16 protein-coding genes are annotated in these 23849 nt (G+C 75.0%); 7 read left to right on the top strand and 9 right to left on the bottom strand.

Annotated features, from left to right (window positions below; translation table 11 throughout):
• Positions 1 to 38: 38 nt before the first annotated feature.
• On the top strand, positions 39 to 1064 hold the full coding sequence (locus AB0D10_RS04685) for an isocyanide synthase family protein (RefSeq protein WP_360251208.1): 1026 nt from the start codon (positions 39 to 41) through the stop codon (positions 1062 to 1064).
• Between the two features lie 139 nt (positions 1065 to 1203).
• On the opposite strand, the gene AB0D10_RS04680 is transcribed toward AB0D10_RS04685, so the two are convergent.
• From AB0D10_RS04680 to AB0D10_RS04670, 3 genes are read right to left on the bottom strand one after another with little or no spacing between them, the layout of a single operon-like run.
• On the bottom strand, positions 1204 to 2004 hold the full coding sequence (locus tag AB0D10_RS04680; RefSeq protein ID WP_360251205.1) for an ABC transporter ATP-binding protein: 801 nt from the start codon (positions 2002 to 2004) through the stop codon (positions 1204 to 1206).
• A complete protein-coding gene (locus tag AB0D10_RS04675; protein WP_360251755.1) occupies positions 2001 to 3038 on the bottom strand; it encodes an iron ABC transporter permease in 1038 nt (345 codons plus the stop codon). The genes AB0D10_RS04680 and AB0D10_RS04675 overlap by 4 nt, the downstream gene beginning before the upstream one ends.
• Positions 3039 to 3095: 57 nt before the next feature.
• Entirely contained in the window at positions 3096 to 4184 is a 1089-nt protein-coding gene (locus AB0D10_RS04670) for an ABC transporter substrate-binding protein (RefSeq protein WP_360251202.1), read from the bottom strand.
• Between the two features lie 161 nt (positions 4185 to 4345).
• On the opposite strand from AB0D10_RS04670, the gene AB0D10_RS04665 reads away from it, so the two are divergent.
• Entirely contained in the window at positions 4346 to 5221 is an 876-nt protein-coding gene (locus tag AB0D10_RS04665) for a helical backbone metal receptor (protein WP_360251199.1), read from the top strand.
• Between the two features lie 539 nt (positions 5222 to 5760).
• Here the strand turns inward: AB0D10_RS04665 and AB0D10_RS04660 are convergent.
• The 3 genes from AB0D10_RS04660 to AB0D10_RS04650 all read right to left on the bottom strand — a co-directional run bounded on the left by AB0D10_RS04660 (position 5761) and on the right by AB0D10_RS04650 (position 11405).
• Positions 5761 to 8133: a hypothetical protein gene (locus AB0D10_RS04660; RefSeq protein WP_360251196.1), complete on the bottom strand. Its 2373-nt coding sequence runs from the start codon at positions 8131 to 8133 to the stop codon at positions 5761 to 5763.
• Positions 8134 to 8339: 206 nt separating this feature from the next.
• Entirely contained in the window at positions 8340 to 9926 is a 1587-nt protein-coding gene (locus AB0D10_RS04655; protein WP_360251752.1) for a lipase maturation factor family protein, read from the bottom strand.
• Between the two features lie 402 nt (positions 9927 to 10328).
• Complete coding sequence (locus AB0D10_RS04650; RefSeq protein WP_360251193.1) at positions 10329 to 11405, bottom strand: GAF domain-containing protein; 1077 nt, start codon at positions 11403 to 11405, stop codon at positions 10329 to 10331.
• A 416-nt stretch (positions 11406 to 11821) separates the two neighbouring features.
• On the opposite strand from AB0D10_RS04650, the gene AB0D10_RS04645 reads away from it, so the two are divergent.
• The 5 genes from AB0D10_RS04645 (at position 11822) to AB0D10_RS04625 (ending at position 17308) form a co-directional block, all read left to right on the top strand.
• On the top strand, positions 11822 to 13084 hold the full coding sequence (locus AB0D10_RS04645; RefSeq protein ID WP_360251749.1) for an acyl-CoA dehydrogenase family protein: 1263 nt from the start codon (positions 11822 to 11824) through the stop codon (positions 13082 to 13084).
• 539 nt (positions 13085 to 13623) lie between these two features.
• Positions 13624 to 15810, top strand: a complete 2187-nt coding sequence (locus AB0D10_RS04640; protein WP_360251189.1) for an ATP-binding protein — start codon at positions 13624 to 13626, stop codon at positions 15808 to 15810.
• Positions 15810 to 16241, top strand: coding sequence for a roadblock/LC7 domain-containing protein (locus tag AB0D10_RS04635; protein WP_360251186.1), 432 nt, complete (start codon positions 15810 to 15812; stop codon positions 16239 to 16241). The genes AB0D10_RS04640 and AB0D10_RS04635 overlap by 1 nt, the downstream gene beginning before the upstream one ends.
• Entirely contained in the window at positions 16238 to 16621 is a 384-nt protein-coding gene (locus AB0D10_RS04630) for a DUF742 domain-containing protein (protein ID WP_360251183.1), read from the top strand. Before AB0D10_RS04635 ends, AB0D10_RS04630 begins: the two co-directional genes overlap by 4 nt.
• A 111-nt stretch (positions 16622 to 16732) precedes the next feature.
• A complete protein-coding gene (locus tag AB0D10_RS04625) occupies positions 16733 to 17308 on the top strand; it encodes an ATP/GTP-binding protein (RefSeq protein ID WP_360251180.1) in 576 nt (191 codons plus the stop codon).
• Between the two features lie 186 nt (positions 17309 to 17494).
• On the opposite strand, the gene AB0D10_RS04620 is transcribed toward AB0D10_RS04625, so the two are convergent.
• The 3 genes from AB0D10_RS04620 to AB0D10_RS04610 all read right to left on the bottom strand — a co-directional run bounded on the left by AB0D10_RS04620 (position 17495) and on the right by AB0D10_RS04610 (position 23846).
• Positions 17495 to 17947: a MarR family transcriptional regulator gene (locus tag AB0D10_RS04620; RefSeq protein WP_360251177.1), complete on the bottom strand. Its 453-nt coding sequence runs from the start codon at positions 17945 to 17947 to the stop codon at positions 17495 to 17497.
• A 107-nt stretch (positions 17948 to 18054) separates the two neighbouring features.
• Positions 18055 to 20031, bottom strand: a complete 1977-nt coding sequence (locus tag AB0D10_RS04615) for a hypothetical protein (protein ID WP_360251174.1) — start codon at positions 20029 to 20031, stop codon at positions 18055 to 18057.
• A gap of 2 nt (positions 20032 to 20033) precedes the next feature.
• Positions 20034 to 23846, bottom strand: coding sequence for a DUF5682 family protein (locus AB0D10_RS04610; RefSeq protein ID WP_360251171.1), 3813 nt, complete (start codon positions 23844 to 23846; stop codon positions 20034 to 20036).
• Positions 23847 to 23849 lie beyond the last annotated feature (3 nt).

Here is a 23849-nt window from a genome sequence, read left to right as displayed (position 1 = left end):
GTAGCCCGCACCACACCACCATCCGTGGAGGACCCACCATGCCGCCCGTCGGCACCGCGACCGCTCCGACCGCTGCCACCACCTCCGGTACAGCCACCGCTGCCACCGGCACCGACCCCAGCACCGACCCCGGTACCGCACCCGGTCCCTCGGCCGATCCCGGGCGCCTCGCCGCCCGCGTCCTGGGCCTCCTGCTGCCGCACCGCCGCGCCGCCGACCCGGAGTTCGACGCCCGGCCCGAGCACTTCCCGCTCCAGCTCGCACAGTTGGCGGACTTCATAGCCGCCGGTGAGCCGATCGTCTTCACCCTGCCCGGCTTCCCCTGCAAGTCGCCGAACCCGGCGAAGGTCCTCGGCCACCTGCCCGACGAGGGCGAACGGCTGTCGCTGACCTTCCTCGACCGGCTCTGCGCCGAGATCGGCCGCCTCCACCCGCCCGGCGCCCGGATCCTGATCTGTTCCGACGGGCACGTCTTCGGTGACCTGATCGACGTCCCGGACGACCACATCGACGCCTACTCCGACGAGTTGGCAGCGATGATCGACCGCGAGGGGCTCGGCCACCTCGCCACGTTCGACCTGCGGACCGTCCTCGGCGACCTCCCGTACGACGAGAAGCGCGCCCGGGTGCACGCGCGCTACGCCCCCACCGTCGAGGAGTTGCGCGAGCAGGTGCTGACCGAGGAGGAGACCCTGCGGCTCTACCGCGGCATCACCCGTTTCCTCACCGAGGACGCCGTCGGCTTCGCCGGAACCCGCTCGGCCCTGCAGCGGGAGTGCCGCCGCCGCGCCTACGGGGTGATCCAGCGCAGCCGCGCGTGGGGCGAGTTGATCGCCGAGCACCACCCCCGGGCCGTCCGACTCTCCATCCACCCGCAGCCCGCGGGGGTGGCGAAGTTCGGCATCCGGCTGCTGGCGGCGGCCGACGCATGGACCACACCCTGGCACTCCTCGGTGCTCCACCGGGAGGACGGCGCCTGGGAGTTGCTGCGCAGCGAGGAGGCCGCGCGGCTCGGCCGGCTCGTGCTGCGGGACGACCGACCGAGCCACTACGAGGGCCGCTGAGACGCGCGGTCGCGAGGACCGGCGCGAGAACCAGCGGAAGGACCGGCGCGAGGACCGGCGGAAGGACCGGCGCGAGGACCGGCCGGACGAGCGGGCGGACGAGCGGCGCGGAGCCCGCCGGTGGCCTCCGCGGAGCGGACTACGCCCCCACCGCGGAGGCCACCGCGCCGGCCGGGGTGCGGTGGTCGAAGGCGATCAACGGGTCGCCGGTGAGCGGGTGTTCGACGACCGCCGCCCGCACCCCGAAGACCTCCGCCAGCAGCCCGGGGGTCAGCACCTCGCGCGGCGCCCCGGAGGCCACCAGGGCGCCGCGGTGCAGCACGTGCAGCCGGTCGCAGACCGAGGCCGCGGCGTTGAGGTCGTGCAGGGCGACCAGCGTCGTGCGGCGCTGTTCCCGCAGCAGGGCGAGGAGTTCGACCTGGTGCCGGACGTCCAGGTGGTTGGTCGGCTCGTCCAGCACCAGGACGTCGGGCTGCTGGGCGAGCGCCCGGGCCAGCAGCACCCGTTGCCGCTCCCCGCCGGACAGCTGGGCGAAGCGGCGGTCGACGGCATCCGCCATGCCGACCCGCACCAGCGCCTCGGCGGTGATCCGGTGGTCCTCGGCGTCGTCGGCAGCGAAGGCCCGCTTGTACGGGGTGCGGCCCATCGCGACCACCTCGCGGACGCTCAACTCGAAGTCCCCGCCGCGTTCCTGGGGCAGCGCGCCGATGTGCCGGGCGGACTGCGCGGGCCGCAGCTCCGCCAGGTCCCGGCCGGCCAGCAGGACCCGCCCGGCGCTCGGCCGCAGGTGCCGGTAGACGGTGCGCAACAGGCTGGACTTGCCGCTCCCGTTGGGCCCGACCAGTCCGGCGATCTCGCCCTCCTCGGCGACCAGGTGGACCCCGGCCAGCACCGTCCGCCCGGCCATGGCGACGCTCAGGTCCTCGACGGCGATCCTCACGTGCGCTCCAGTCGTCGGTCCAGCAGGTAGAGCAGGGTGGGTGCGCCGAGGACGGCGGTGACCACGCCGATCGGCAGTTCCTGGCCGTCCAGGGCGGTGCGGGCCACGGTGTCGACGACGACCAGCAGCAGGGCCCCGGTGAGGGCGGACAGCGGCAGCAGGCGCCGGTGGTCGCCGCCGAGGAGCAGGCGGCAGACGTGCGGCACCATCAGGCCGACGAAGCCGATCGCGCCGGAGACGGCGACCAGGACGCCGGTGAGCACGCTGGTGACGACGAAGACCTCGCGGCGCAGCCGGCCGACGTCCACGCCGAGCCCGGCGGCCGTCTCGTCGCCCATCAGCATCGCGTTGAGCCCCCGGGCTCGGGCCTGCAGCAGGGCCAGGCCCAGCGCCACGGCCACCGCGGGCACGACGAGTTGGGCCCAGACGGCACCGCCGAGGCTGCCCATGAGCCAGAACAGCACGCCCCGGGTCTGCTGCTCGTCGCGGGTCTGCAGGACGAGGTAGCTGGTGACGCCGCCGAGGAACTGGGCGATGCCGATGCCCGCGAGGACCAGGCGCAGCGGGGAGAAGCCTCCGCCGCGCCGGGCCATCAGCCAGACCAGTGAGAACGCGGCGAGCGCACCGGCGAAGGCCGCCAGGGAGACGGTGAGGCCGAGCGCGCTGCCGAAGGACAGCTGGAGCCCGAACGTGGTGCCGAGGACGATAACGGCGACCGCCCCGAGCGAGGCGCCGGAGGAGATGCCGAGCAGGTACGGATCGGCGAGCGGGTTGCGGACCAGGGCCTGGACGGCGGTGCCGACCAGACCGAGCCCGGCACCCACCACGGCGGCCAACAGGGCGCGCGGGACCCGCAGTTGCCAGACGATGAGGTCACGGGTGCCCGGTTCGACGGCCCGGCCGGTGAGGCGGCGGGCGACCACCGACCAGACCTCGCCGGGCGGGATGTCCACCGAACCGAAGGACACGGCCGCGGTCAGCGCGAGCACCAGGGCGACGGTGAGGGCGGCGGCCAGCGGCCCGGCCCGCAGCAGCGTGCAGGCCGGGCGGCGGGTGTCGACGCCCTTGGCGGGCGCGGCCGACGTCACGGCCTACTGCCCGTTCTTGACGAGGTCGGGGTGGACGGTCGCGGCGATCTGCCGGACGGCCTCGGCGTTGCGCACGCCCGCGATGGTGGTCACCTCGGAGCCGAGCCGGACGAAATGACCCTCCTGGACGGCCTTCAGCCCCTGGGTCGCCGGGAAGCCCTTCAGGAACGCCTCCGCGTCGTCGAAGGCCTTGCGGGTGGCCTCCGCGCTGCCCCGGTTGCGGACCGCGAGCTGGATCCAGTCCGGGTTCTTGGCGACGACGTCCTCCCAGGAGCCGGGCTTGAAGTCGGCGTCGCAGTCGGCGAACACGTTGCGCGCCCCGGCCTGGGTGATCACCGCGTTGGCGACCTGCCGGCCGCAGACCGCCACCGGCTGCTTGGTGCCGGCGTCGAAGTCGAAGACGAAGTAGCTCGGCCGCCGGTCCTCCGGGACGGCGGCGACCGCGTCGCGCACCTCGCCGATCTGCTTCTCCATCCCGGCCACCAGCTCCTCCGCGCGGGCGGCGGTGCCGGTGACGGCGCCGAGGCGGCGGATGTCGTCCTCGATCCCCGCGAGGTCGGTGCGCGGCGCCTTGGCGGCCTTGGGGGTCCCGGCGCAGGCGGTGGAGAGCAGGAAGACGTGCTGGATGCCGGCCGCCGCGTACTCCTCCTCACTCGGCCCGGTGGCGCCACCGCCCATCATCGGCATCGCACTGAAGGTGTCGACGTAGAGGTCGGCGCCGGAGCCGAGCAGCTTCTCCTTGGGAATGACCTTCTCCCCCAACACCGGTATCCTGTCGCCCTGTTCGGCGATGTCCGCGGGCAGGGTGCCCTTGCCGGGCGGGAAGCCGGTGCCGATCACGCGGTCGCCGGCACCGAGTCGCAGCAACATCTCCAGGCTGGACGCATTACTGGTGACGATCTTCGTCGGTGTCCTGGCGATGACGGTCTCCTTGCCCGCGCAGTCGGCGACCGTGACGGGGTGGGCGCCGGCGCCACCGGCCTGGGCGGCGGCGGTGACGGATCCGCGCTGCCCACCCCCGCCCCCGCTTCCGCAGGCCGTGGCGAACAGGGCGACGGCGGCCGCGATTCCGCAGACAACGCGAGGGCGCATGACAACTCTCCTGGTCGGTGATCCGTGCGAGGGCCCGTGCTGCGGACCCGGACCAGGTAGTCGGACGGCCGGAGCGGCGGGTTCCCGGGGATTCACGGACCGCTTCCGCCGGCGCGTACCGCCCTGACCGGCCCGCCGGATCCGGGACGTAGGCTGGCCGGATGGCCGACCCCACCCGCCCGCGCGACGACCTCGACCTCCCCGTCCGGCTCGGGCCGCACCCGCCCCGCCGGGTGGTCTCGCTGGTGCCCTCGCTGACCGAGGCGGTCGCCGCCACCGCAGCCGGACTGCTGGTCGGCGCCACCGACTGGTGCACCCACCCCGCAGACCTGGCCGTCACCCGGATCGGCGGCACCAAGAACCCGGACGTCCCGGGCATCGTCGCGCTCCGACCGGACCTCGTGATCGCCAACGACGAGGAGAACCGGCGCCCCGACCTGGACGCACTGCGGGCAGCCGGCATCCCCGTCTGGGTCACCGACATCCGCGCCCTGGACGACGCCTTCCGCTCGCTCGACCGGTTGCTGACCACCGCCTGCCGACTGCCGCGCCCCGCCTGGCTGGACGAGGCAGAAGCGGCCTGGGCGCCGGTCGGCGAGGACCGGACAGGCCGGGCGGACGGGGCGGACGGGACGGACGGGACCGACGGGACGGACGGGACGGACCCGGAGCCCGGAGGCCCGACAGTGATCGTGCCGATCTGGCGCCGCCCGTGGATGGTCCTCGGCCGCGACACCTTCGCCGGAGACCTGCTGCGCCACCTCGGCCTCCGACTCGTCCACGCCGACCACCCCGAGCGCTACCCCGCCGTCCCCCTGCCCGAACTGCTCGCCGAGCAGCCCGAGTTGGTGGTTCTACCGGACGAGCCGTACCGCTTCACCGCCGACGACGGCCCCGAGGCGTTCCCGGGCACACCGGTCGCCCTGGTCAGCGGACGACACCTGACCTGGTACGGGCCGTCCCTCGTCACGGCACCGGCCGTCCTGCGACAGGCGATCGACCGCCCGTTCACCCGAGGGCGGACCGGCAGCTCGTAGGGTGCCCGCCACTCGCCGGGACCGCCTCTCCGACGCGGACGACGCGGACGGCGCGGACGGCGCCGGACCCGTCTCGGCGAGGTCTGCCGACATCGGCGGCGGTGTACGGCCGGTGCGGCGGAAGGGCGGGGTGGAAGGACGAGCTGAAAGGGCCACCCCGGTCGCACCGTCCAGGACCCTGCCGTCGGCCGCGCCGACGAACAGGCGGCCGGGCTCGGTAACAGTGAGTGCCAGCGGGATGACGGGCACACCAGCCAAGGTCTGCCGGTGGCGCCGGCGAAGGGTGCCGCCGTGGAGGTCACCGAGGACGTGAAGGACGCGCCGCGGGGAGGTCCTGCCGAAGATCCTCCCGGCAGCCGGCATCGGGCCCTCGCCGGGGCGAGGCCCGGCGGCCGAACTGACCGCACGCCGCCCGGCGCGGACGGCGATGTCCGGTCGCCACCGGAACGCATCCGGACTCACCAGGGGCCGCGGAAGACGGCGGGGCCCGGGACGCACGATCGCGTCCCGGGCCCCGCCGGTCGTACGGTGTCCCCTCGTCAGGCGCGCGCCGCGGTGACGGCGGCGCCCAGCGCCTCCTTGATCCGGGGGCCGAGACGGGCGAAGCCCAGCTCCTTCATGGCCGCCCGCAGCAGCTCCTCCTCGGACCGCTCGACACCGTCGCCGTCCACCCACCGCACGACGGCGAGCAACTCGTCGGCCGAGTAGGCGGTCACCGGGCGACCGGGCGTGAAGTCCGGCTTCGCCGGACGGGCACCGGCCTCGGCGACGGGGGCGTCCTCGGCGACGGGGGCCGCCGCCTCGACAACAGGCTCCTCGGTCGGCTCCTCAGCGGGAGCCTCGGGCTCGGCCACCGGCTCGGCTTCGGCAGCCGGCTCCTCGGCCTCGACAGCAACGGCCTCGGCCTCAACGGCCGGCTCCTCGGCGACAGCCTCGGTCACCGGCTCGGCCTCGACGACGGGGACCTCGGCCTCGACGGCCGACTCCTCGACGACAACGTCAGCCACCGGGACAACCTCGGCTACCTCTTCGGCAACAGCCTCGGTCAGCTCGGCAGCGGGCTCCTCGGCCTCAACGGCCGGCTCCTCCAACTCGACAGCAACGGCCTCGACCTCAGCGGCCGGCTCCTCGGCGACGGCCTCGGTCACCGGCTCGGCCTCGACGGCCGACTCCACGGCAACGACCTCAGCCACCGGCTCGACCTCGACGACCTCTTCGGCAACAGCCACGGTCACCAGCTCGGCCTCAGCGGGCTCCTCGGCAGCGACGGTCTCCACCGCCACCTCCTCGGCAGCCTCGTCAACCTCGGCGGCGGACTTGTCGGTGACGACGTCGGCCTCGGCGGCCGGTTCCTCGACGACGACCTCGGTTTCCGTGACCTCGGCCTCGGGCTCGGCCGGAGTGGGCTCCTCGACCTCGACGGCCGGCTCGGTCTCCGCCACGGCGTCGACCGGATCGGCGGTCGCGGCGGCGACCAAGTCGTCGGCGGCCGGGGAGGGCGCGGGGAGCGAAACCACGGCAACCGGGGTCTCTTCCTCCGCCGACGCCTCCTCCGCCACCAGCTCGACGTCAGCGGCGTCCTGGTCGACGCCCGAACCCGTCACCGCCTCGACCTCGGCGACCTTGACCTCGGCGACCTCGGTCCCTGCCTCGGCGCCGGTCCCTGCCTCGGTCCCTGCCTCGGTCCCTGCCTCGGTCCCTGCCTCGGTCCCTGCCTCGGGCTCGGCCTCGACAACGGCCTCGACAACGGCCGCAGCCTCAACCTCGGCCTCGGCACCCGCCGCAACCTCGTCGGTTTCCTCGACCGGAGCCGACACCGGGACCTCCTCCACGAGGCCGTCCCGCTGTCCACCGGCCAGCGCCTGACGCGCAGCTGCTTCGGCCTCGGCGTCAGCCACGGCCGCGTCGTCTGCCTCCGTCGTCGGCGCCTCGACCGCGCTCTCCTCGGCGGCGGCCTCCTGCGCCAGCCCGTCCCGCTGCCCGCCGACGAGTGCCTGGCGGGCGGCGTACGCGGCCTCGGCGGCGCGGCGGTCGGCCTTGGTGGCGGCGAGTTCGGCGAGCAGGTCGCCGAGGCCGGCCTCCTCCAGGCCGGCGCGCAGGCCCCGGATAGTGGGGAGGCGGTAGAGGGTGCCCTCGTCGGCGGCGAGCCGGTCGACCAGGTCGACGAGCTCGGTGAAGGGGAGCCCGTCCAGGTCGTGGTCGGGCAGCAGGCGGGCGAGGTCGCGCAGGCCGCTGTTGATCGCCTCGAAGGCCTGGGCGGTGCGGTCGACCAGGGCGCCGTCGGCGGGCGCGGTCGGGAGGGCGCCGGCCGGGGCGAGGGCGGCCCAGGCGCGGCGCTCGATCTCGGCGGAGGTGAGGGCCTCGTGCAGGTCCTCACGGCGGATGCGGCGGTCGGTGGCGAGGGCGGTGGCCTGCTTGCGCAGCGAGCGGCCGCGCAGCCAGGATAGCTTGACGCCGTTCTCGCGGCGCCAGGTGCTGTCGGCGGTGGCGGCGGCGAGGGCGCCGAGGTCGGCGTCGTAGGCGGCGCTGGTGAGAGTGGCGGAGGTGCGGCGCACCCGCTGGAGCATCTCGACCAGCAGCACGGTCTTGGCGACGGTGTCCGGCTCGTCCAGCTTGGCCTCGGCGGCGAGGGCGGTGACGGCCTCCCAGGTCTGCTGGAGGTCGTGTCCGCGCAGTTCGGCGAGCGCGGTGGAGGCGGCGCGGGCGTCCTCCGGGGTGGCGACGGTGTCGACGGCCGCATACCAGGCGTGGGTGTCGGCGGTGAGGGTGAAGGCCCCGAGTTCGGCGTAGCGGCCGAGGTCTTCGCGGAGGTCGGGCTCCGCGGCGGCGTCCTGGGGGTCCTTGACGTCTGCGGCGTCGGCGACGTCCGCCGGGTCGGCTGCGTCGGCGTTGCGCGAGTGAAGCACTGTCATGTGAGGTCCGGTTCTGGGCGACGACGGCGGGGCTGGCGGCGAGGGGGCGGCGGACCGGTTGCGCGGGGTGCCCCTGGGGCGGGGCGAGGGGGCGCGCGGTCGGGCTGCCGGTTGTGGAGGCCCAGAATACGGGTGCCCGTTCGAGCGTTGCACGCACCCACCGCCCCGACGGGTCGGTGTCGTCTGCCATACCGCCCACCTGGCCGCTACTCGGGTGACCCGCCCGGGTGGTCCGGCGCTGGTCCGGACGGGTGGCCGGGCCGCCGAACGGTGGACGGGCCGGGGCGCCGGCCGGGCTGCCGGGGCCGTTCCAGCGGGACTTCGCGGACGCTGCGGGGCGGTCGGCCCGGCGGTGGCCGGTACCCGGCCCGGCCGAGGGCGGGCAGGTCGACCGGCGCGAGGTACTCGTGCAACGCGGTGCGGTGCCACCACGCTCCGGTCTCCCGCAGTTCGCGCCAATCGGTGAACCGGTAGTGGTAGAGGGTCGCCCGGACGTGGGTCGGCGGAGCGTCCGGGAACGGGTTGTGGCGCAGCAGGCGCAGGGTCGCCGGGTCACCGGCCAGGAGGCGGGCGACGAGGGGCAGGAACCAGGGGCGGGCGTAGCCGGGCGAGATGCCGGCGAACCACATCAGCCAGTCGAGCCGCAGGTGGTAGGGGGCGTACTGGCGGGGGAGCCGGTGGACGTCGCCGGGTTTGCCCTTGAAGCCGTACTCGCGCCAGACGGTCCGCGGGGTGAGGACCGCCTCGTCGGTGCCTTCGACGACGACCTCCTGGCGGAGGCGGTTGACGCTGCCGAAGGCGCCGTAGGTGTTGACGAGGTGGAGCCGGTTGAAGGAGCGGTTCATGACCTGGCCGCGGGAGATCATGTTCCGCACCGGCCAGTAGCTGAGGACGAGGACGGCGGCGGTCAGCGCGATCACCAGGGTCTCGTACCAGAGCGGGGCGTCGGGGTAGCCGCGGGCGTGGACGGGCAGGCCGAGGCGGGCGGGTTCGACGGCGGCGAGGGCCAGGGCGACGGTGAGCCAGTTGAGCCAGGCGAAGTTGCCGGAGGCGATCAGCCACAGCTGGGTGGCGACGACGGCGCAGGCGGCGTAGCTCGCGATCGGCTGCGGGAGCAGCAGGCAGACCGGTACGACGAGTTGGACGGCGTGGTTGGCCGCGGCCTCGATCCGGTGCAGCGGGTCGGGCAGGTGGTGGAAGAACCAGCTGAGCGGTCCGGGCATGGGCTGGGTCTCGTGGTGGTAGCGCAGGCAGGTCAGGTCTCGCCAGCAGCTGTCGCCGCGCAGTTTGATCAGTCCGGCGCCGAACTCGACCCGGAACACCAGCCAGCGCATCAGCCACAGCACCAGGGCGGGCGGGGCGGTGTCGGCGTTGCCCAGGAAGGCGGCGAGGAAGCCGGCTTCGAGCAGCAGGGACTCCCAGCCGAAGGAGTACCAAGTCTGCCCGACGTTGACGATGGAGAGGTAGAGGACCCAGAGCACCGCCCAGAGCACGATCGAGGCCCACAGCGGGACGGCGTCACCGAGCCCGGCCGTGACGGCGGCGGCGAGGGCGGCCCCGCTCCGGGCGACGGCGGCGAAGAAGCGGTCGCTGTAGTGGAGGTGGAACAGGCCGGGCGACTGCCGGAACGGGACGCGGGCGGTGAAGCGCGGCACCGGGAGCATGCCGTCCGTGCCGATGAGCGCGCGGAACTGGGCGGCGGCGTTGAGGAATCCGATCAGGTACAGGGCGGCGAGCAGGCGTTGGACGAGCAGCCGGCTCAGCCAGTAGTCGGGGGCGGCGAACCAGTCCATGCGGCCCATGCCTACCACCGCCGCGCGGCGGGCGGGCCCGGCCGGGACGCGGGCGGCCGACGGTTCACCCACTCGGCCCGGCGAACTGCGCCGCACGGCCCGGACTGCCGTCGGACCACCGTTGGACTGCCGCCGGACCGCCGTCGAACGGAATCGGAACGGAACCGGCCCCGGGCGGCAGCGTGGCGGGGAGCCTCTCCTCGGGGGTGAGAGGCGCCCCGCCACGGCGGTGAGCGGTACGGGTGGTGCGGTGATGCGGGTGATGCGAGTGGCGCCGGTGGCGCGGTGGTGCAGGCCGTACGAGCAATGCGGGTAATTCGGATGATCCGGATGGAGCGGACGGACGGTGAGGACGGTGAGGACGCGAACCCCGGTGCCGCACGCGGGCGGGCGGTCGGCGGTTCAGCCCGGCAGGACGAGGCCGGATCCGCCGGGGATGCCCGGGCGGCCGGTCGCGGTCGCGGTGCCGTTCTGCTGCAGCCGGTCGACCAGCAGGGCGGCCAGCGTGCCGAGTTCCTCCTCCGTGCGGGACTGGGCGGTGACGTCCATGCCGACGGTGAGGACACCGTTGACCTGGCCGGTGCGCGCGGTCCGCAGCGGGGTGCAGGTGAAGCTGAAGATCTGCTGGATGCGCTGGGCCTCGGGGCGGGTCGACTGCACCCGGACCTCGTTGAGGACCGTGGTGCGGCCGGTGCGGTAGGCCTCGGAGACGGCCTGCTGGAGGCCGGCCACGCCGAGTTGCGGGTAGGCCTGCCCGATCGCGCCGTACGCCACCGGGGCGCCGAAGGTGTCGGCGTGCTGGGCGTTGGCGTAGCGGATCTCCTGGCCGGGGCCGTCGGTGAGCATGATGGGGAACGGGGAGCCGTCGAAGGCGGCGAACATCTCCTGCTGCTGGGCGAGGAGGTTGTCGCGCAGCCGGATCTCGGAGAGCAGCGCCTCGGCGAGGTGCTGGATGTCGCGGAGCCGTTCGCGCCCCCACTGCCGGGGTTCCCGGTCGAGGACGCAGACGGTGCCGATGACGGTGTTGGTGTCGTCGACGAGCGGGGCGCCGAGGTAGGCCCGGACGCCGAGTTCGTCGACGACCGGGTTACCGGCGAACCGGGGGTAGGCCAGGATGTCGTCCAGCGCGAGGGGCGAGCGCTGGGCGACGACGTGCGGGCAGAAGCCGTGGCTCATCGGCATCTGACGGGTCGGGAGGTCGAAGGCGATGCCGCGATCCGCCCACGAAGCTCCCTCTTCGGCCGCGACCTCGGCCGAGTTTGGCGGAATGTAGAGCCCCCGGAACATCTGGCGCTCGTCGTTGATGAAGTTGACCATCGCGATGGGAGCGCGGGTGATGCTGGCTGCCAGGTGCGCGAAGCGGTCGAAGGCCTCGTCCGCCGACGGTTCGTTGAGACCCAGGCTGCGCAGCCTGCGAGTCCGCTCGGACTCCCCGGCGGCACCCGGGAACTGGCCTTGAGTGCTCATCACATCAGTCATGGCGCACATGTAATCAGACATCCGGGCCCTTCGGTGCTACCGGTACCAGTCACCACCCTTGCTGATGAACAGTCAAAGCCGCATGTGAACGGCCGCTCAGCCGGATCGTGAGGAGGGGGAAGATCACTCCCCCGTCCGCACGGGAACGAAACCAGTGAGTAACAACGACGACTGGAATCCCGCCAATCCAAGATCAACTAGGTGTGAAGGGGGTGTTCACATATGACAATGAGCCCTGCCGAAGACACGGACGGTATTCCTCTCCCCCCGGGAAGCCGCGCCAGGGTCCGCATGCACCGATTGCAAGGGAGCGATCGGCCGTCACCCCCACCGATTCCCCGCGGGGCGGCCGGAGCGGCATCGACGGCATGGACGGAGGCACGACACCCACTGAAATGAGAGGACCAAGCATGGCTATGGACTACTTCACCGACGAGCGACACGAGAGCCTCCGGGCGGAGGTCCGAGAGTTCGCGGAGAAGGAGGTACGTCCGCAGGTCGCCAGAATGGAGGCCGACCGCGAGGTCGAGTTCGAACTCTCGCGGGAGATCGCCCGCCGCGGCTGGATCGGCGTGACGATCCCCAAGGCGTTCGGCGGCCTGGGGCTGGGTCATCTCGCCAAGACCATCATCGTGGAGGAACTCGCCCGCGTCAGCGGCGCGATGGGCGCCATGGCACAGGCCTCCCAGCTCGGCGTCGCCAAGGTCATCCACTTCGGTTCGGACGCCCAGCGGCGCGAGTGGCTGCCGAAGTTCGCCTCGGGCGAGTCCCTGCCGACCATCGCGGTCACCGAGCCGGAGTCGGGGGGCCACGTGCTCGGCATGGCCGGCACCGCCCGCCGCGAGGGCGACGAGTACGTGCTGAACGGCCGCAAGTGGTTCGTCGGCAACTCCCACATCGGCGACGTGCACGGCGTGGTCTTCCGCACCGACAAGGGCAGTGGGGGGCTCTCCGCGTTCCTCGTCGAGAGCGACCGCCCCGGCTTCCGCACCGGCACCCTCGGCACCCAGGGCGGCCTGCACGGCTTCAGCTTCGGCGAGCTGATCTTCGAGGACTGCCGCATCCCGGTCGGCAACCGGCTGGGCGAGGAGGGCCAGGGCCTGGACGTCGCCTACTCCTCCTCCACCCTGTACGGCCGGCTGAACCTGGGCGCCGTCGCGCTCGGCATCCACGTCGCGATCGTCGAGGACGTCGTGCGCTACGCCGAGGAGCGGGTGCTGTACGGCAAGCCGCTCAACCAGCTGAACAGCGTCGCGCTGAAGCTGGGCGAGCTGCAGTCCAAGCTGATGACCGCCAAGCTGGCCGCGTACCACGCCTCGCACCTGCTCGACCACGGCAAGCCCTGCGACGCCGAGCTGATGAACGCCAAGCTCATCAACACCGAGTACGCGATGGACTCGGCGCGCAGCGCGATGGAGATCCTCGCCGCCCGCGGCACGCAGGAGGAGTTCAACATCATCCGCTACCTGCGCGACGCCACCCACATCTACGCCCCGGCCGGCACCTCGGACGTCCAGAAGCTGCGGCTCGGTCAGGTCGCCTCGGGCACCTACGGGAAGCAGTGGTCGGCCGAGCTGTCCGACCTGGCGAGCTGGGCGTGGACCGAGCTGAACCAGTTGGAGGCCGAGGGCCGCGACGAGCAGGACGGACAGGTGGTGCGGATACCGCTGGCGGGCTGACCACCGGCACCGGAGCGGGCCGAACGCCGGCACCCGGAGCGGGCTGACCGCCGGCACCGGAGCGGGCTGACCGCCGACACCGCGCCGGTCGTCGGCTCCGGACCGGGCCGAACGCCGGTGTCCGCGGTCCGGGCGGGACCCGGCCGGACCGGCCGGCGGCGATCCGTCGGCCCACGACCGCTTGACCTGTTCCTGACGGCTCTCCGGGAGGCGCACCCCACCTCCCGGGGAGCCGTCCGCATGTCACGGTGAAGGCGCTGAGCTGCGGCGATCCGCCGGCGAACGCTTCGCCCTGCAGGACCCGGCAGAGCCATCAGCCGTTCACATATCGTCAGTTGATGTTGCGATGAGGGCACCTGGGACTGATAGGTTTCCTGCCGTCGGCGGCCGTGGCTGTACTCCGCCCGGACGGTGACACCGCGTCACCCCGTCCGGCAACCCCGGCCTCGGCGCCCTGAAGCCCGCCCGGGCCGCACGGGCCGACCCGCCGTTAGGATCCGCGACCCGGCCTGCAACTCGGCCCTGCACCAAGGAATCAGATGCCAGGCATATCGGCCCCCCGCACGGGCCACCGCGCCGGCCGGTCCGGCTCCCTCCGCGGCTCGCTCCTCGCCCTCGTGCTGGTCCCCAGCCTGGGCCTCGCCGCGGCCTGGGGCTACGCCGCCTACCTGCTGCGCGACGCCGGGAACAGCACCGCGGTGCTGATCGGCACCGTCGTCGTCGCCCTCGTCCTGCTGTTCAGCCTGATCCGCGGGATCCGGGCCGCCCGGGCGCTGTCCGGCCGCCTGTCCGGACTGCGCGCCGACACCCTCGCGCTCGCCCAGAGCGAGATCCCCGAGGTGGTCGGGCGGCTGCGCGCCGGCGAACCGGTGCCCACCCCGCCCGCCTGGGCCCCCTCCCGCCGGATCGGCGACGAGGTCCAGCAGACCGCCGACGGCCTCGCCGCCGTCCGCCAGGCCGCCGTCGCGGCCATCGTCCACCAGGCCCAGGGGCGGGAGGGGACGAAGAAGGTCTTCCTCAACATCGCCCGCCGCACCCAGATCCTGATCCACCGACAGATCAGCATGCTGGACGCGCTGGAACGCGAGCACGAGGAACCCGAGCTGCTGCGCGAGCTGTTCGCGGTCGACCACCTCGCCACCCGGATGCGGCGCAACGCCGAGAACCTCGTCATCCTGGGCGGCGCCCTGCCCGCCCGCCGCTGGCGCAACGCCGTGCCCATGGTCAACGTGCTGCGCAGCGCCGTCTCCGAGACCGAGAACTACGCCCGCGTCGTCGTCCAGGGCGTGCCGCGCGCCTCGCTCAGCGGGCAGGCCGTCGCCGACGTCATCCACCTGGTCGCCGAGCTGATCGAGAACGGCACCACCTTCTCCCCGCCGTACACCCAGGTGCAGGTCTCCGCGCAGGAGGTGCCCAAGGGCCTGGCGGTCGAGGTCGAGGACCGCGGCCTCGGCATGACCGAGGACGAGTACGAGCGGCTCAACGAGTACCTGGCCAACCCGCCGGAGCTGGACGTGTCGGCGCTCGGCGACGACCTGCGGCTCGGCCTGTTCGTCGTCGCGCGGCTGGCCGCCCGGCACGACATCCAGGTCACCCTGCGGCCCTCGCCGTACGGCGGCACCCGAGCCGTGGTGCTGGTGCCCTCGGCGCTGCTGGAGCAGGCCGAGCAGGCGGCCGCGGTGCCCGGGCTGCCCTCCGGGGCGCGGGTCACCCGCACCCCGGCGCCGGAGGCCCGGCCGACGGCGGAGAGCGACCCCGGCGAGGTCGACGAGGAGCTGTCGGGCGCGCTGGCCGGAGTGCTCAGCGGACTGCTGGGCACCGGGCCGGGCGGCGGCGGCGCTCCGGAGGCCCCCGAGGGGAGCGCTCCGGGAACGGCCGCCGGGCCCGTCGCGGGCGACGGCGGTGTGATCGCCGGCGAGCTGGTCGTCCCGGGCGCCGCGGACGGCGGTTTCCTCGACGGCGGCCTGCTGGAGGGTGGCCCCCTCGACGGGGTGCTCCTCGACGGGGTGCTCCTCGACGGCGGCCTGCCGGAGGACGGCCCCGCGGGACCCGCCAACGGCGGACTGCCCGTCGGTGCCCAGATCCCCGGACTGCCCGGTGCCGTCGTCGTGCCCAGGCCCGTGCTGCCGCGCCGGTACGACATCCCGGGCGACACCACCGGCGACGGGACTGCGAACGCCCCGGGGAACGGGCCGACGGCCGGCCGCCACGGCGCGGACCTCCCGGCCGAGCTGGCCGCGGCGCCCTTCGACGGGGTCCCCGCCGACCACTCCGCGCCGACCCACGAACGCCCGCAGGAGGACAACGTGGAGCACGGCCCGGACGGCGAGCTGCGCACCCCGCGGGTCCTGCCGCAGCGGGTCCGCAACGCCAGCCTCGCCGAGCAGCTCCGCGAGGCCCACTCGCCCGGTGCCCTGCCGTCGTCCTCCGTCGGCCGCCCCGGCCCGGCCGGGCCCACCGGCCCCGCCGCACCGCCCGCACCGCCCGCCCCGGCCGCGCCGCTCGCGCCCCGGTACGGCGGCGCCGAGGCCGACACCGAGGACACCTCCCCGCAGCGCTCCCGCGCCACCATGGCCGCCATCCAGCGCGGCACCCGGACCGCCCGCGCGGCCGCCACCGAACCGGGCGCCCCGGACCCCACCGCGCCCGCCGCCCCGCACACCCCGGCCGCACCTTCCGCCGCTCAGGAAGCCTCCGCCGCTCAGGAAGCCAAGGAACAGCAGTGATGACGCAGCACACCGAAACCCAGCGCGACCTCAACTGGCTGCTGGACCAGCTGGTCGCACGGGTACCCGAGACCCGGCACGCCATCGTCCTCTCCGAGGACGGCCTGCTGGTCGGCATGTCCCGGAACCTCGACCGGGCCGACGCCGAGCACCTGTCCGCCGTCGCCTCCGGCCTGCAGAGCCTGGCCCGCGGCGCCGGACACCGCTTCAACGGCGGGCGGGTCCGGCAGACCGTGGTGGAGATGGACCAGCTGTTCCTGTTCGTCACCACCGCCGGGCAGGGCGCCCGGCTGGCCGTCCTGACCAGCGAGCAGGTGGACGCCGGACTGATGGCCTACGAGATCAACATGCTGGTCAAGCAGGTCGGCCAGTACCTCACCGCGGCGCCGCGCAGCGATGCCGGCCAGGTCGGCGCGGGTGGCGGTGCGTGACCACCGCCGACGCCGACGAGGGCTGGTTCTACGACAAGGACGCCGGCCACCTGGTCCGTCCTTACGCGATCACCAACGGGCGCACCGGCCCGGTCCGTGACGGCTTCGCGCTGATCACCCTGGTGGTCACCGCCGACCCGCGCGCCGACACCAGCCGGCTCACGCCCGAACCGGCCGCGATCATCGACCTGTGCCGCGAACGCCCGCTGGCCGTGGCCGAGATCGCGGCCACCCTCGACCTGCCGGTCAGCGTGGTCAAGGTGCTGCTGGACGACCTGGCCGAGGCCCGGCTGATCCTCACCCGCGCCCCGGTCCAGCTCGCCGAGGCACCTGACATCTCGCTGATCCAGGCCGTGATCGAGGGCGTCCGCCGGCTCTGACGGACAGGCGTCCCCGTCACGGTCGCACGCGTCCGGCGGGGCGCCGCCCCGTCGGCGCCCCGGTCGCACCCCTTGCCCCCGTTCTCCCCGTTCCCTTCCAGGAGACCCGAATTGACGACCCAGAGCCTGGTGCCGGGCGCGGTCAAGATCCTCGTCGCCGGCGGCTTCGGCGTCGGGAAGACCACCATGGTCGGCTCGGTCAGCGAGATCGAACCGCTGCAGACCGAGGAACGGATGACCCGCGCCAGCATCGGGGTCGACAGCCTCGAAGGCGTCCAGGACAAGTCCACCACCACGGTGGCCATGGACTTCGGGCGGATCACCGTCCGCGAGGACCTGGTGCTCTACCTCTTCGGCACGCCGGGGCAGTTCCGCTTCTGGTTCATGTGGGACGACCTCGCGCTCGGCGCCCTCGGGGCGATCATCCTCGCCGACACCCGGCGGCTCGAATCCAGCTTCGCCGCCGTGGACTTCTTCGAGCAGCGCGGCATCCCGTTCGCGATCGGCGTCAACTGCTTCCATGGGCGCCGCGAGGCCAGCCCCCAGGAGGTCCGCCGCGCCCTGGACCTCGGGCCGGAGGTCCCGGTCGTGCTCTGCGACGTCCGGGAACGGTCGTCCAGCAAGGACCTGCTGCTCGCCCTGCTCGACCGGGTGCACCAGGACGCCCTCGCCGCCGGGCGGCGGTGAGGGCCCGCTTCCGGTCGGGCGGTGCGGGCGGGGCGGGATGACCTTCCGGGGCGGGATGACCTTCCGGGCCGGCCCGGGCCGGTGGCATGGACGGCCCTGCGGGACGGCCCTCCCCACCGGATTCAGGCGTGGCCCCGAATGCCGCTCCCGGGCGTGGGCCTCAGGTACGGGCCTCAGGCGTGGGCCTCAGGTGCGTGCCGGGTGGAGCTCGGCGAGCGAGCCGACCAGCGGGGCCAGTTCCGGGACCTCGGTGGCCTGCGCCAGTGTCGCCTCCAGGGCGGCGTCGTGCACCGGACGGGCGGCCGCCAGCAGGTCACGGCCCTCCTGCGTCAGCTCGGTGTAGATGCCGCGCCGGTCGTCCGCGCAGAGGTAGCGGCTCAGCAGGCCCCGGTCCTCCAAGCGGCTCACCAGCCGGGTGGTCGCGCTGCTGCTCAGCGCCGCCGCGCGGGCCAGCTGCTGCATCCGCATGTGCCAGCCGTCCTGACGGGAGAGCGCTTCCAGCACCGTGTACTCGACCACCGAGAGCTTGCACTCGGCCTGCAGCGCCTTCTCCAGCGCGGTGTCGATCATCCCGTGCAGCGCGGCGAGCGTGCGCCAGCCACGGGCCCGGATCTCGGCCGCGTCGTCCCGGATCCCCATGGCGCGCCGTCCTTTCCGCTGCACCGCGTGTTCGGTGCCTCCCTCGTCCCAAGTATGCCAGTAGGCGCGGATTACCGGTCCCTGCAAACAGTTCGGCGGCCCACGGTTCACCCCTCCCCGGTCCAGGCCGCCGAGCAGAGCGCCGAGGCCAGTTCCTCGGTGTACCAGGCGGCCGCCAGCCAGGCGGTGGCGTAGGCGTCGTGGTCGTCCGCGACGATCCGGCCGAACACGTCCCGTCGGCGGTTCGCCGCGGCCGCCCGCAGACCGTCCAGGAGTTCGGCGGCGGTGGCCAACCCGGCGGCACGCAGCAGGCCCCGGTCGGCCGCCGCCGTGGCCTCGCTCGGGGCGAGGGCGTTCCGGCCGGTGGTGACCGTCTGCTCCACCCGGCGGCCGAGCACGTGCACGGGCGGGCCGTACGGCGCCGAGGGTTCCGGTCGCTCCGGCGGCGTACCGGCGACCCCCTCGGGGGGCGTGGGGCCGGCGGTCCCGAGGTCCGTGGACCCGAGGTCCGCAGTCCGAAGGTCGGCGGTCTGCATGCGTTCGAGACCGAGGTTGACCCGGCCCGCGCGGTCGGCAGGCAGCGCCAGCGGGTCCGGCGTCTGCACGTCGGGCGCCTGCGGGGGCGTGCCGATCGCCAGCAGGCGCAGCTCCGGGCGGTCCGCGCGCTCCAGACGGCCGACCACCCGCAGCCGTAGACCGGGCGCGGTGGCGAGCAGCGCGAGGTTCGCCCGGAACGGCAGGTCGGGGTGCTCGTGCGCCGCACGCAGGGCGAGCACCGGGCCGCCCTCCGTGCAGCGCGCCCGCAGTTGCGGCACTCCGCCCGGGCCGGTGGGGGCCGTGCCCAGCAGCGTGACGTCGAGGAACAACAGGTCGCTCCCGGCCGGGCGGTTCTCGTACGGCAGGTCCTGCACCGCGAGCGCCCGTGCCACCTGGGCGGCCGTCGGTTCGGACCAGAGCCGGGCCGCCGGCTCCGCCGTCCACGCCGCGCCCGCGGCGCGCACGGCCCGGACGGCGGCGCCGGCGCCCAGTCGCCCGGTGGCGGAGCGGGTCGCACCCTGGACCACCAGCCCGGCCCGGCTGAACTCCCGGTGGCTGAGCGCGGTGTCGCCCAGCCGGACCGTCCGGTTGCCGGCCCCGACCGCCTGCGGGACGGCGGCGGCCGCGTCGTCGTGCGGCATGACCTCGGCGATCGTGCTCAGCCGCCCGTCGGCGTCCACCGCCCAGCTGACCGCGCCCGCGTGGGTCGCCGTCAGCACCGGCTCGGCGAAAAGCCCGTGGAGCCGCAGGCCGCCCTCCTCCCGGTAGGCCTGCCGCGCGGTGCCGCGCAGCTCGGCGACCGGGCCGGTGCCGGCCGTCAGGGCCGTGGTGAGGCCCAGCAGTTCGCGCAGGCCGGCCACCAGGTCGGCCAGCCGGTGGTCGGGGGCGCCGGACCGGGCGGCCCGGACCCGGGTCACGACGGCGACGGCCGCCGCGGCCGGGCGGTACAGGCCCGCGACCCGGGCCCGGTGGGCGGCGCGCAGGAGTTCGGCCTGGGAGACGGCGCCCGCGCCGCTCACCCCGGCGGCGAGGACGGCGGCCGCGGCCCGGTGCAGGTGCCGGGCGGCCTCCAGTTCGGCGGCGGTGAGGGAAGCGGGCGCGGTCGGCCCGGCCGCCTCCCGGGCTGCCCCGGTGTCCGCCGCGCCGGCCGCTCCGGTCGGCGTGCTCGGCCCCGCCTCCCCGGTCGGCTCCGTCGGCCCTGGCGGCCCTGCCAGCTCTTGCGGCCCTGGCGGCTCCGTCGGCTCCGGTGCCTCGGCGAGCGGGCAGAGGGTGACGGCCGCGGCCCGGTGCACGCAGTCCGGGGCGAGCAGGCAGCCGCAGCGGACGTCCGCCTGGTCGGTGACCGTCCCACCCGGGGCGTGCAGGACGAGCAGCGTCTCCTCGTCCACCTCGACCCGCCACTCGTCGCCCTCCCGCACCACCGGACGCTCCGCCAGCTTCGCCGCCGCACCGTCCAGCCGCTTCTGCAGCCGGGCGCTCAGCCCGGCCACCACCTCCGCGACCACCTCCGGCCGCACACCGGGCCAGTCGTTCGTCCGATCGGTCACGCTCATCGCACCTTCTCCCCCACCCAGCGGGCCAGTTCCAACGGGCTCAACGCCGCCACGGGCATTCCGGCCGCCACCAGCCGGCCCGCGACCGCCTTCGAGTAGCGGGCCGTGCCGGTGTCGTCCAGCGCCGCGCAGCCGAGCAGGTGCACACCGGAGTCCACCAGCGCGCGGGTCTGGGCCAGCAGCCCGGCGACCGGCCCGCCCTCCTCGAAGTCGCTGACCACCGCGACCAGCGTGCGGGACGGCACCGTCACCAGCTCCCGCGCGTAGCGCAGCCCGCTCGCGATGCTGGTGCCGCCGCCGATCCGCACCTCCAGCAGCAGGCTCAGCGGATCCTCCACGCGCTCCGTGAGGTCGACGACCTCGGTGGAGAACGCGACGAAGTGAGTGCTCAGCGAGGGCACCCCGGCCAGGATCGAGGCGGTCAGCGCCGCCCAGACCGTGGAGGCCTCCATCGACCCGGAGACGTCCACCACCAGGATCAGCCGCCAGTCGTTGGCCTGCCGCGCCCTGGTCCGGAACACCGGGCGCTCGGGCACGATCAGGGTGCCGCCCTCCGGCGAGGGACGGGCGGTGGCGAGATTGGCCCGGATCGTCCGGTCCAGGTCCAGCCCGCCGCCCGGACGGCGGGACGGGCGCGGCACCGCGATGCCGGTCAGGGCCGGGCGCAGCCTCGTCGCCAGCTCCCGGGTCAGTTCCTCCACCAGGCGCCGCACCAGCGGACGCAGCCGCGCCAGCCGGGCCTCGGGCAGCCCGCCCGCGTGCTCCAGGACGGTGCGCAGCAGATCGACGGACGGGCGGACCGCCGACGGGTCGACCGCCTCCAGGACGTCGGTGCGGCCCTGCGCGACGGCGGCTGCCAGCACCTCCTCCCGCAGGCCCGGGCCGAACAGCGACTCCAGTTCCTCCGCCCACTCCCGCACGCCCGGGTAGGGGGCCTCGCGGCCGCCCCGGTTGCCCCGGCTGTCCGCTCCGGGGCCGGAGCCTTCGCCGTGGCCGCTGCCGTACAACTCGTCCAGGGCGGTGGCGAGTCGGGCGCCGCGGCCGGTCAGGCCACCGTTCCCGGGGCGGCCCAGGAGCAGCCGCCAGCGCTCGGCGGGGAGGAGGGCGTGCTGGTGGACCGGGTCGGCGAGGTCGGGCCGGGCGGCCGCGGTGGGATTGTCGGGCTTCTCGGCCGTGTCTGCTTCGTCGGCTCCATCGGCCCGGTCGACGGTCCCGCGGCCGGGCCGCGGCCCGGGGGCTGCCGGTGCCGCCGGTACTGCCGGTGCCGGTGCCGGTGCCGCCGGTGCCGCCGGCAGCAGGCCGCGCCGGGCCAGTGCGGCGCGGGCCGCGAGGTCCGCGCGCACCCAATCGGCCACCACGGCGGGGCCGGCCTCCTCGGGCAACGCGGTGAGCCGGGTGCCCAGGCGTTCCTCGACCAGGGCCAGCAGCCGGTCGCGGGCCGCCGGGCTGAGCGTGTCGAAGCCGCCGCGCAGCGCGGGCAACCGGTCCAGGAAGGCGCCGTCGGGCAGCGAGGTGACCCGCTCCAGGACCGGCTCCAGTGCCTCCGGCGCGGCGTCGAACAGTCCCTCCGCGGCCGTCAGCAGGCCGACCAGCGAGCGCCCGAGCACCTGCCGCGTCTCCGGACCGGTCGCGCCGTCCACCCAGGAGGCCGCCCGGCCGCCCAGCACCCCGGCCTGCTCCTGCCCGAGCAGCACCCGCACCGCCCCGGCCGCTCCCCGCACCAACGGGCTTCCGTGCGTCCCGAGTTCGGCCAGCACGTACGCCAGCCGCACCCCGCCCAGCCGGTCCGCCCGCCGCACCAGTTCCACCAGTGCCCGGGCGTCCTGCGGATCATCCGACCCGCCCAGCCCCTCCAACTGCCGTACCGCGGCGACCGTCAGGACCTCACAAGCTTCGGTCGGCGACCCGGCGGCGCGGTGCGATTGGTCGGCACCGGCCGCGCCCTCCGCAGCGCTTGACGCTCCGCCACCGGGTGGCGCGGCAGCCGCCTCGTCGTCGCTCCCGGACGCGTGGGCGCCCGCGTCGGGTGCGCCGCCGCCCGGACCGCCGGTCGTGCTCGGGGCCGCCGCCGCGTCCGGGGTGCGGACCGGGAAGTGGCCCGCGGCGAGGCGGTCCAGGAGGGCGAGGGCGTCGAGGAGTTCGGGGAGGGTGCCCGAGGCGGGGAGGGTGGTGGTGAGTCGGGTGAGGCGGTCCTCGGTGAGCGCGGGGAGGGCGCAGGAGGCGGCGGCGGTGAGGCCGTCGATGATCTCGCGCGGGCCGGGGTCGGCGCCGAGGCGGATGCGCAGGGCGCCCTCGGCGGCCTGGGCGGGGGTGACGCCCCGGGTACCGGCGACGGTCAGCATGGCCGCGGTGGCGGGCGTCCAGTGGACGCGCCAGCGGGTGCCGAGGGTTTCGGTGCCGCCCGCACCGGTGCCGGCGACGGGGTCGGCGTACGGGACCTCGCAGGCGGTGAGGCGGTGGAGGAGGATCTCGCGGCGGCGGTCGAGCGGGCTGCGCAACGGGTCGAGCCGCAGGTCGCGCGGGCCCGGGTCGGCGGGGCCGGGGAGGCCGAGGTCGGCGAGCAGGGTCTCGACGGCGGGGGCGAGCCCGCTGCGCGGGGCGGCGGGGGTGGGCCGGCCGGTGCGGGTGCCGACCAGGACCTGTTCCAGGGCGCGGGCGACGGCTCGGCCGCGGCCGAGCGGTTCGCCCTGGGCCAGGACGGTCTGCACCGCTTCGACCAGTTCGCCGCGGCCGGGGGCGGCGTGGCCGCGCAACCGGGCGAGGTCACCGGCGAGGCGGACGATCTCGCGGGCGTCGGCCGGTCCGCTGGGGTGGTCCTGGGCGCGCAGGGCGGCGCAGATCCGGACGGCGGTGGTGGTGAGCGCGTCGGCGAGCCGTTCCGGGTCGCCGCCGGCGTCGAGCACGGTGTGCTGCCACTCCGGGTCGCGGATGCCCGCCGGGTAGCCGGAGCGGGCATCGAGCAGCGGGTAGGTGTACGGGATCAGGGAGAGGACGTGGCCCGGTTCGTCCGGGTGCGGCGGCTCCTCGCCGGCGGGCGGCCCGTCCAGCAGGGCGGGGGCGTGGAAGGCACCGATCACGGCGGCGATCCGGCGCCCGCCGGCCGCGGCGTCCCGGATGCGGGCGCGCATCCACTCCTCGCGGCGCAGGTCGTACGGGTCGACGCCGGGGCCGGTCTCGGCGTCGTGGCGCAGTGCCCAGCCGACGAGCAGGGCGGCGCGCCGGACGGCTTCCGGGGTGGAGCCGGGGGCGGCGGTCTCGACCAGCCGGTCCCACAGGTCCTCGTCGGAGTCCCGGCCGGTGAGCCGGTGGCGCAGCGCGTCGGCGACGCCGGGCGTGCCGGCCACGCCGGGCGCCTCGGCACCGGGATCCGCGGGGCCGGGCCGGCCCTCCCCGGAGCGGGCGGCGCGCCGGGCGAGCGGGAGGTCACAGGCGATCACCTCCACCCCGTTGCGCCGGGCCCACCGCAGGGCGGCCAGTTCCGGGGAGAAGTCGGCGAACGGGTAGAAGGCGGGCCCGCCCGTCTCCTCGGGCCCGGCGGGGGCGGCCGCGAGGGCGACCGGGGCTTCGGTCGCCTCGTCGGCGAGCAGGCCGAGCCAGGGCTGGAACTCGGCGGGCAGTTCGACCAGGACCGCCTCCGGCCGGGCGGCGTCGAGCAGCGCGGGGACGACCGCACTGAGGGACGGCGCGTGGTGGCGTACGCCGATCAGGTAGGGGCCCGGTCGGCCGGCGCCCGAGGCGGCCAGCCGGTCGGCCTCGGTCCGGACCCTGCGGTCCGCGTCGTCCGGGACGGGAGTCACCGCGCTGCTCATCGG

The sequence above is a fragment of the Kitasatospora sp. NPDC048545 genome, assembly GCF_040651155.1.
Taxonomy (GTDB): Bacteria; Actinomycetota; Actinomycetes; order Streptomycetales; family Streptomycetaceae; genus Kitasatospora.
Note: the sequence above shows the minus strand (reverse complement) of the source record. Positions and strands in the feature narration are given on the sequence as shown.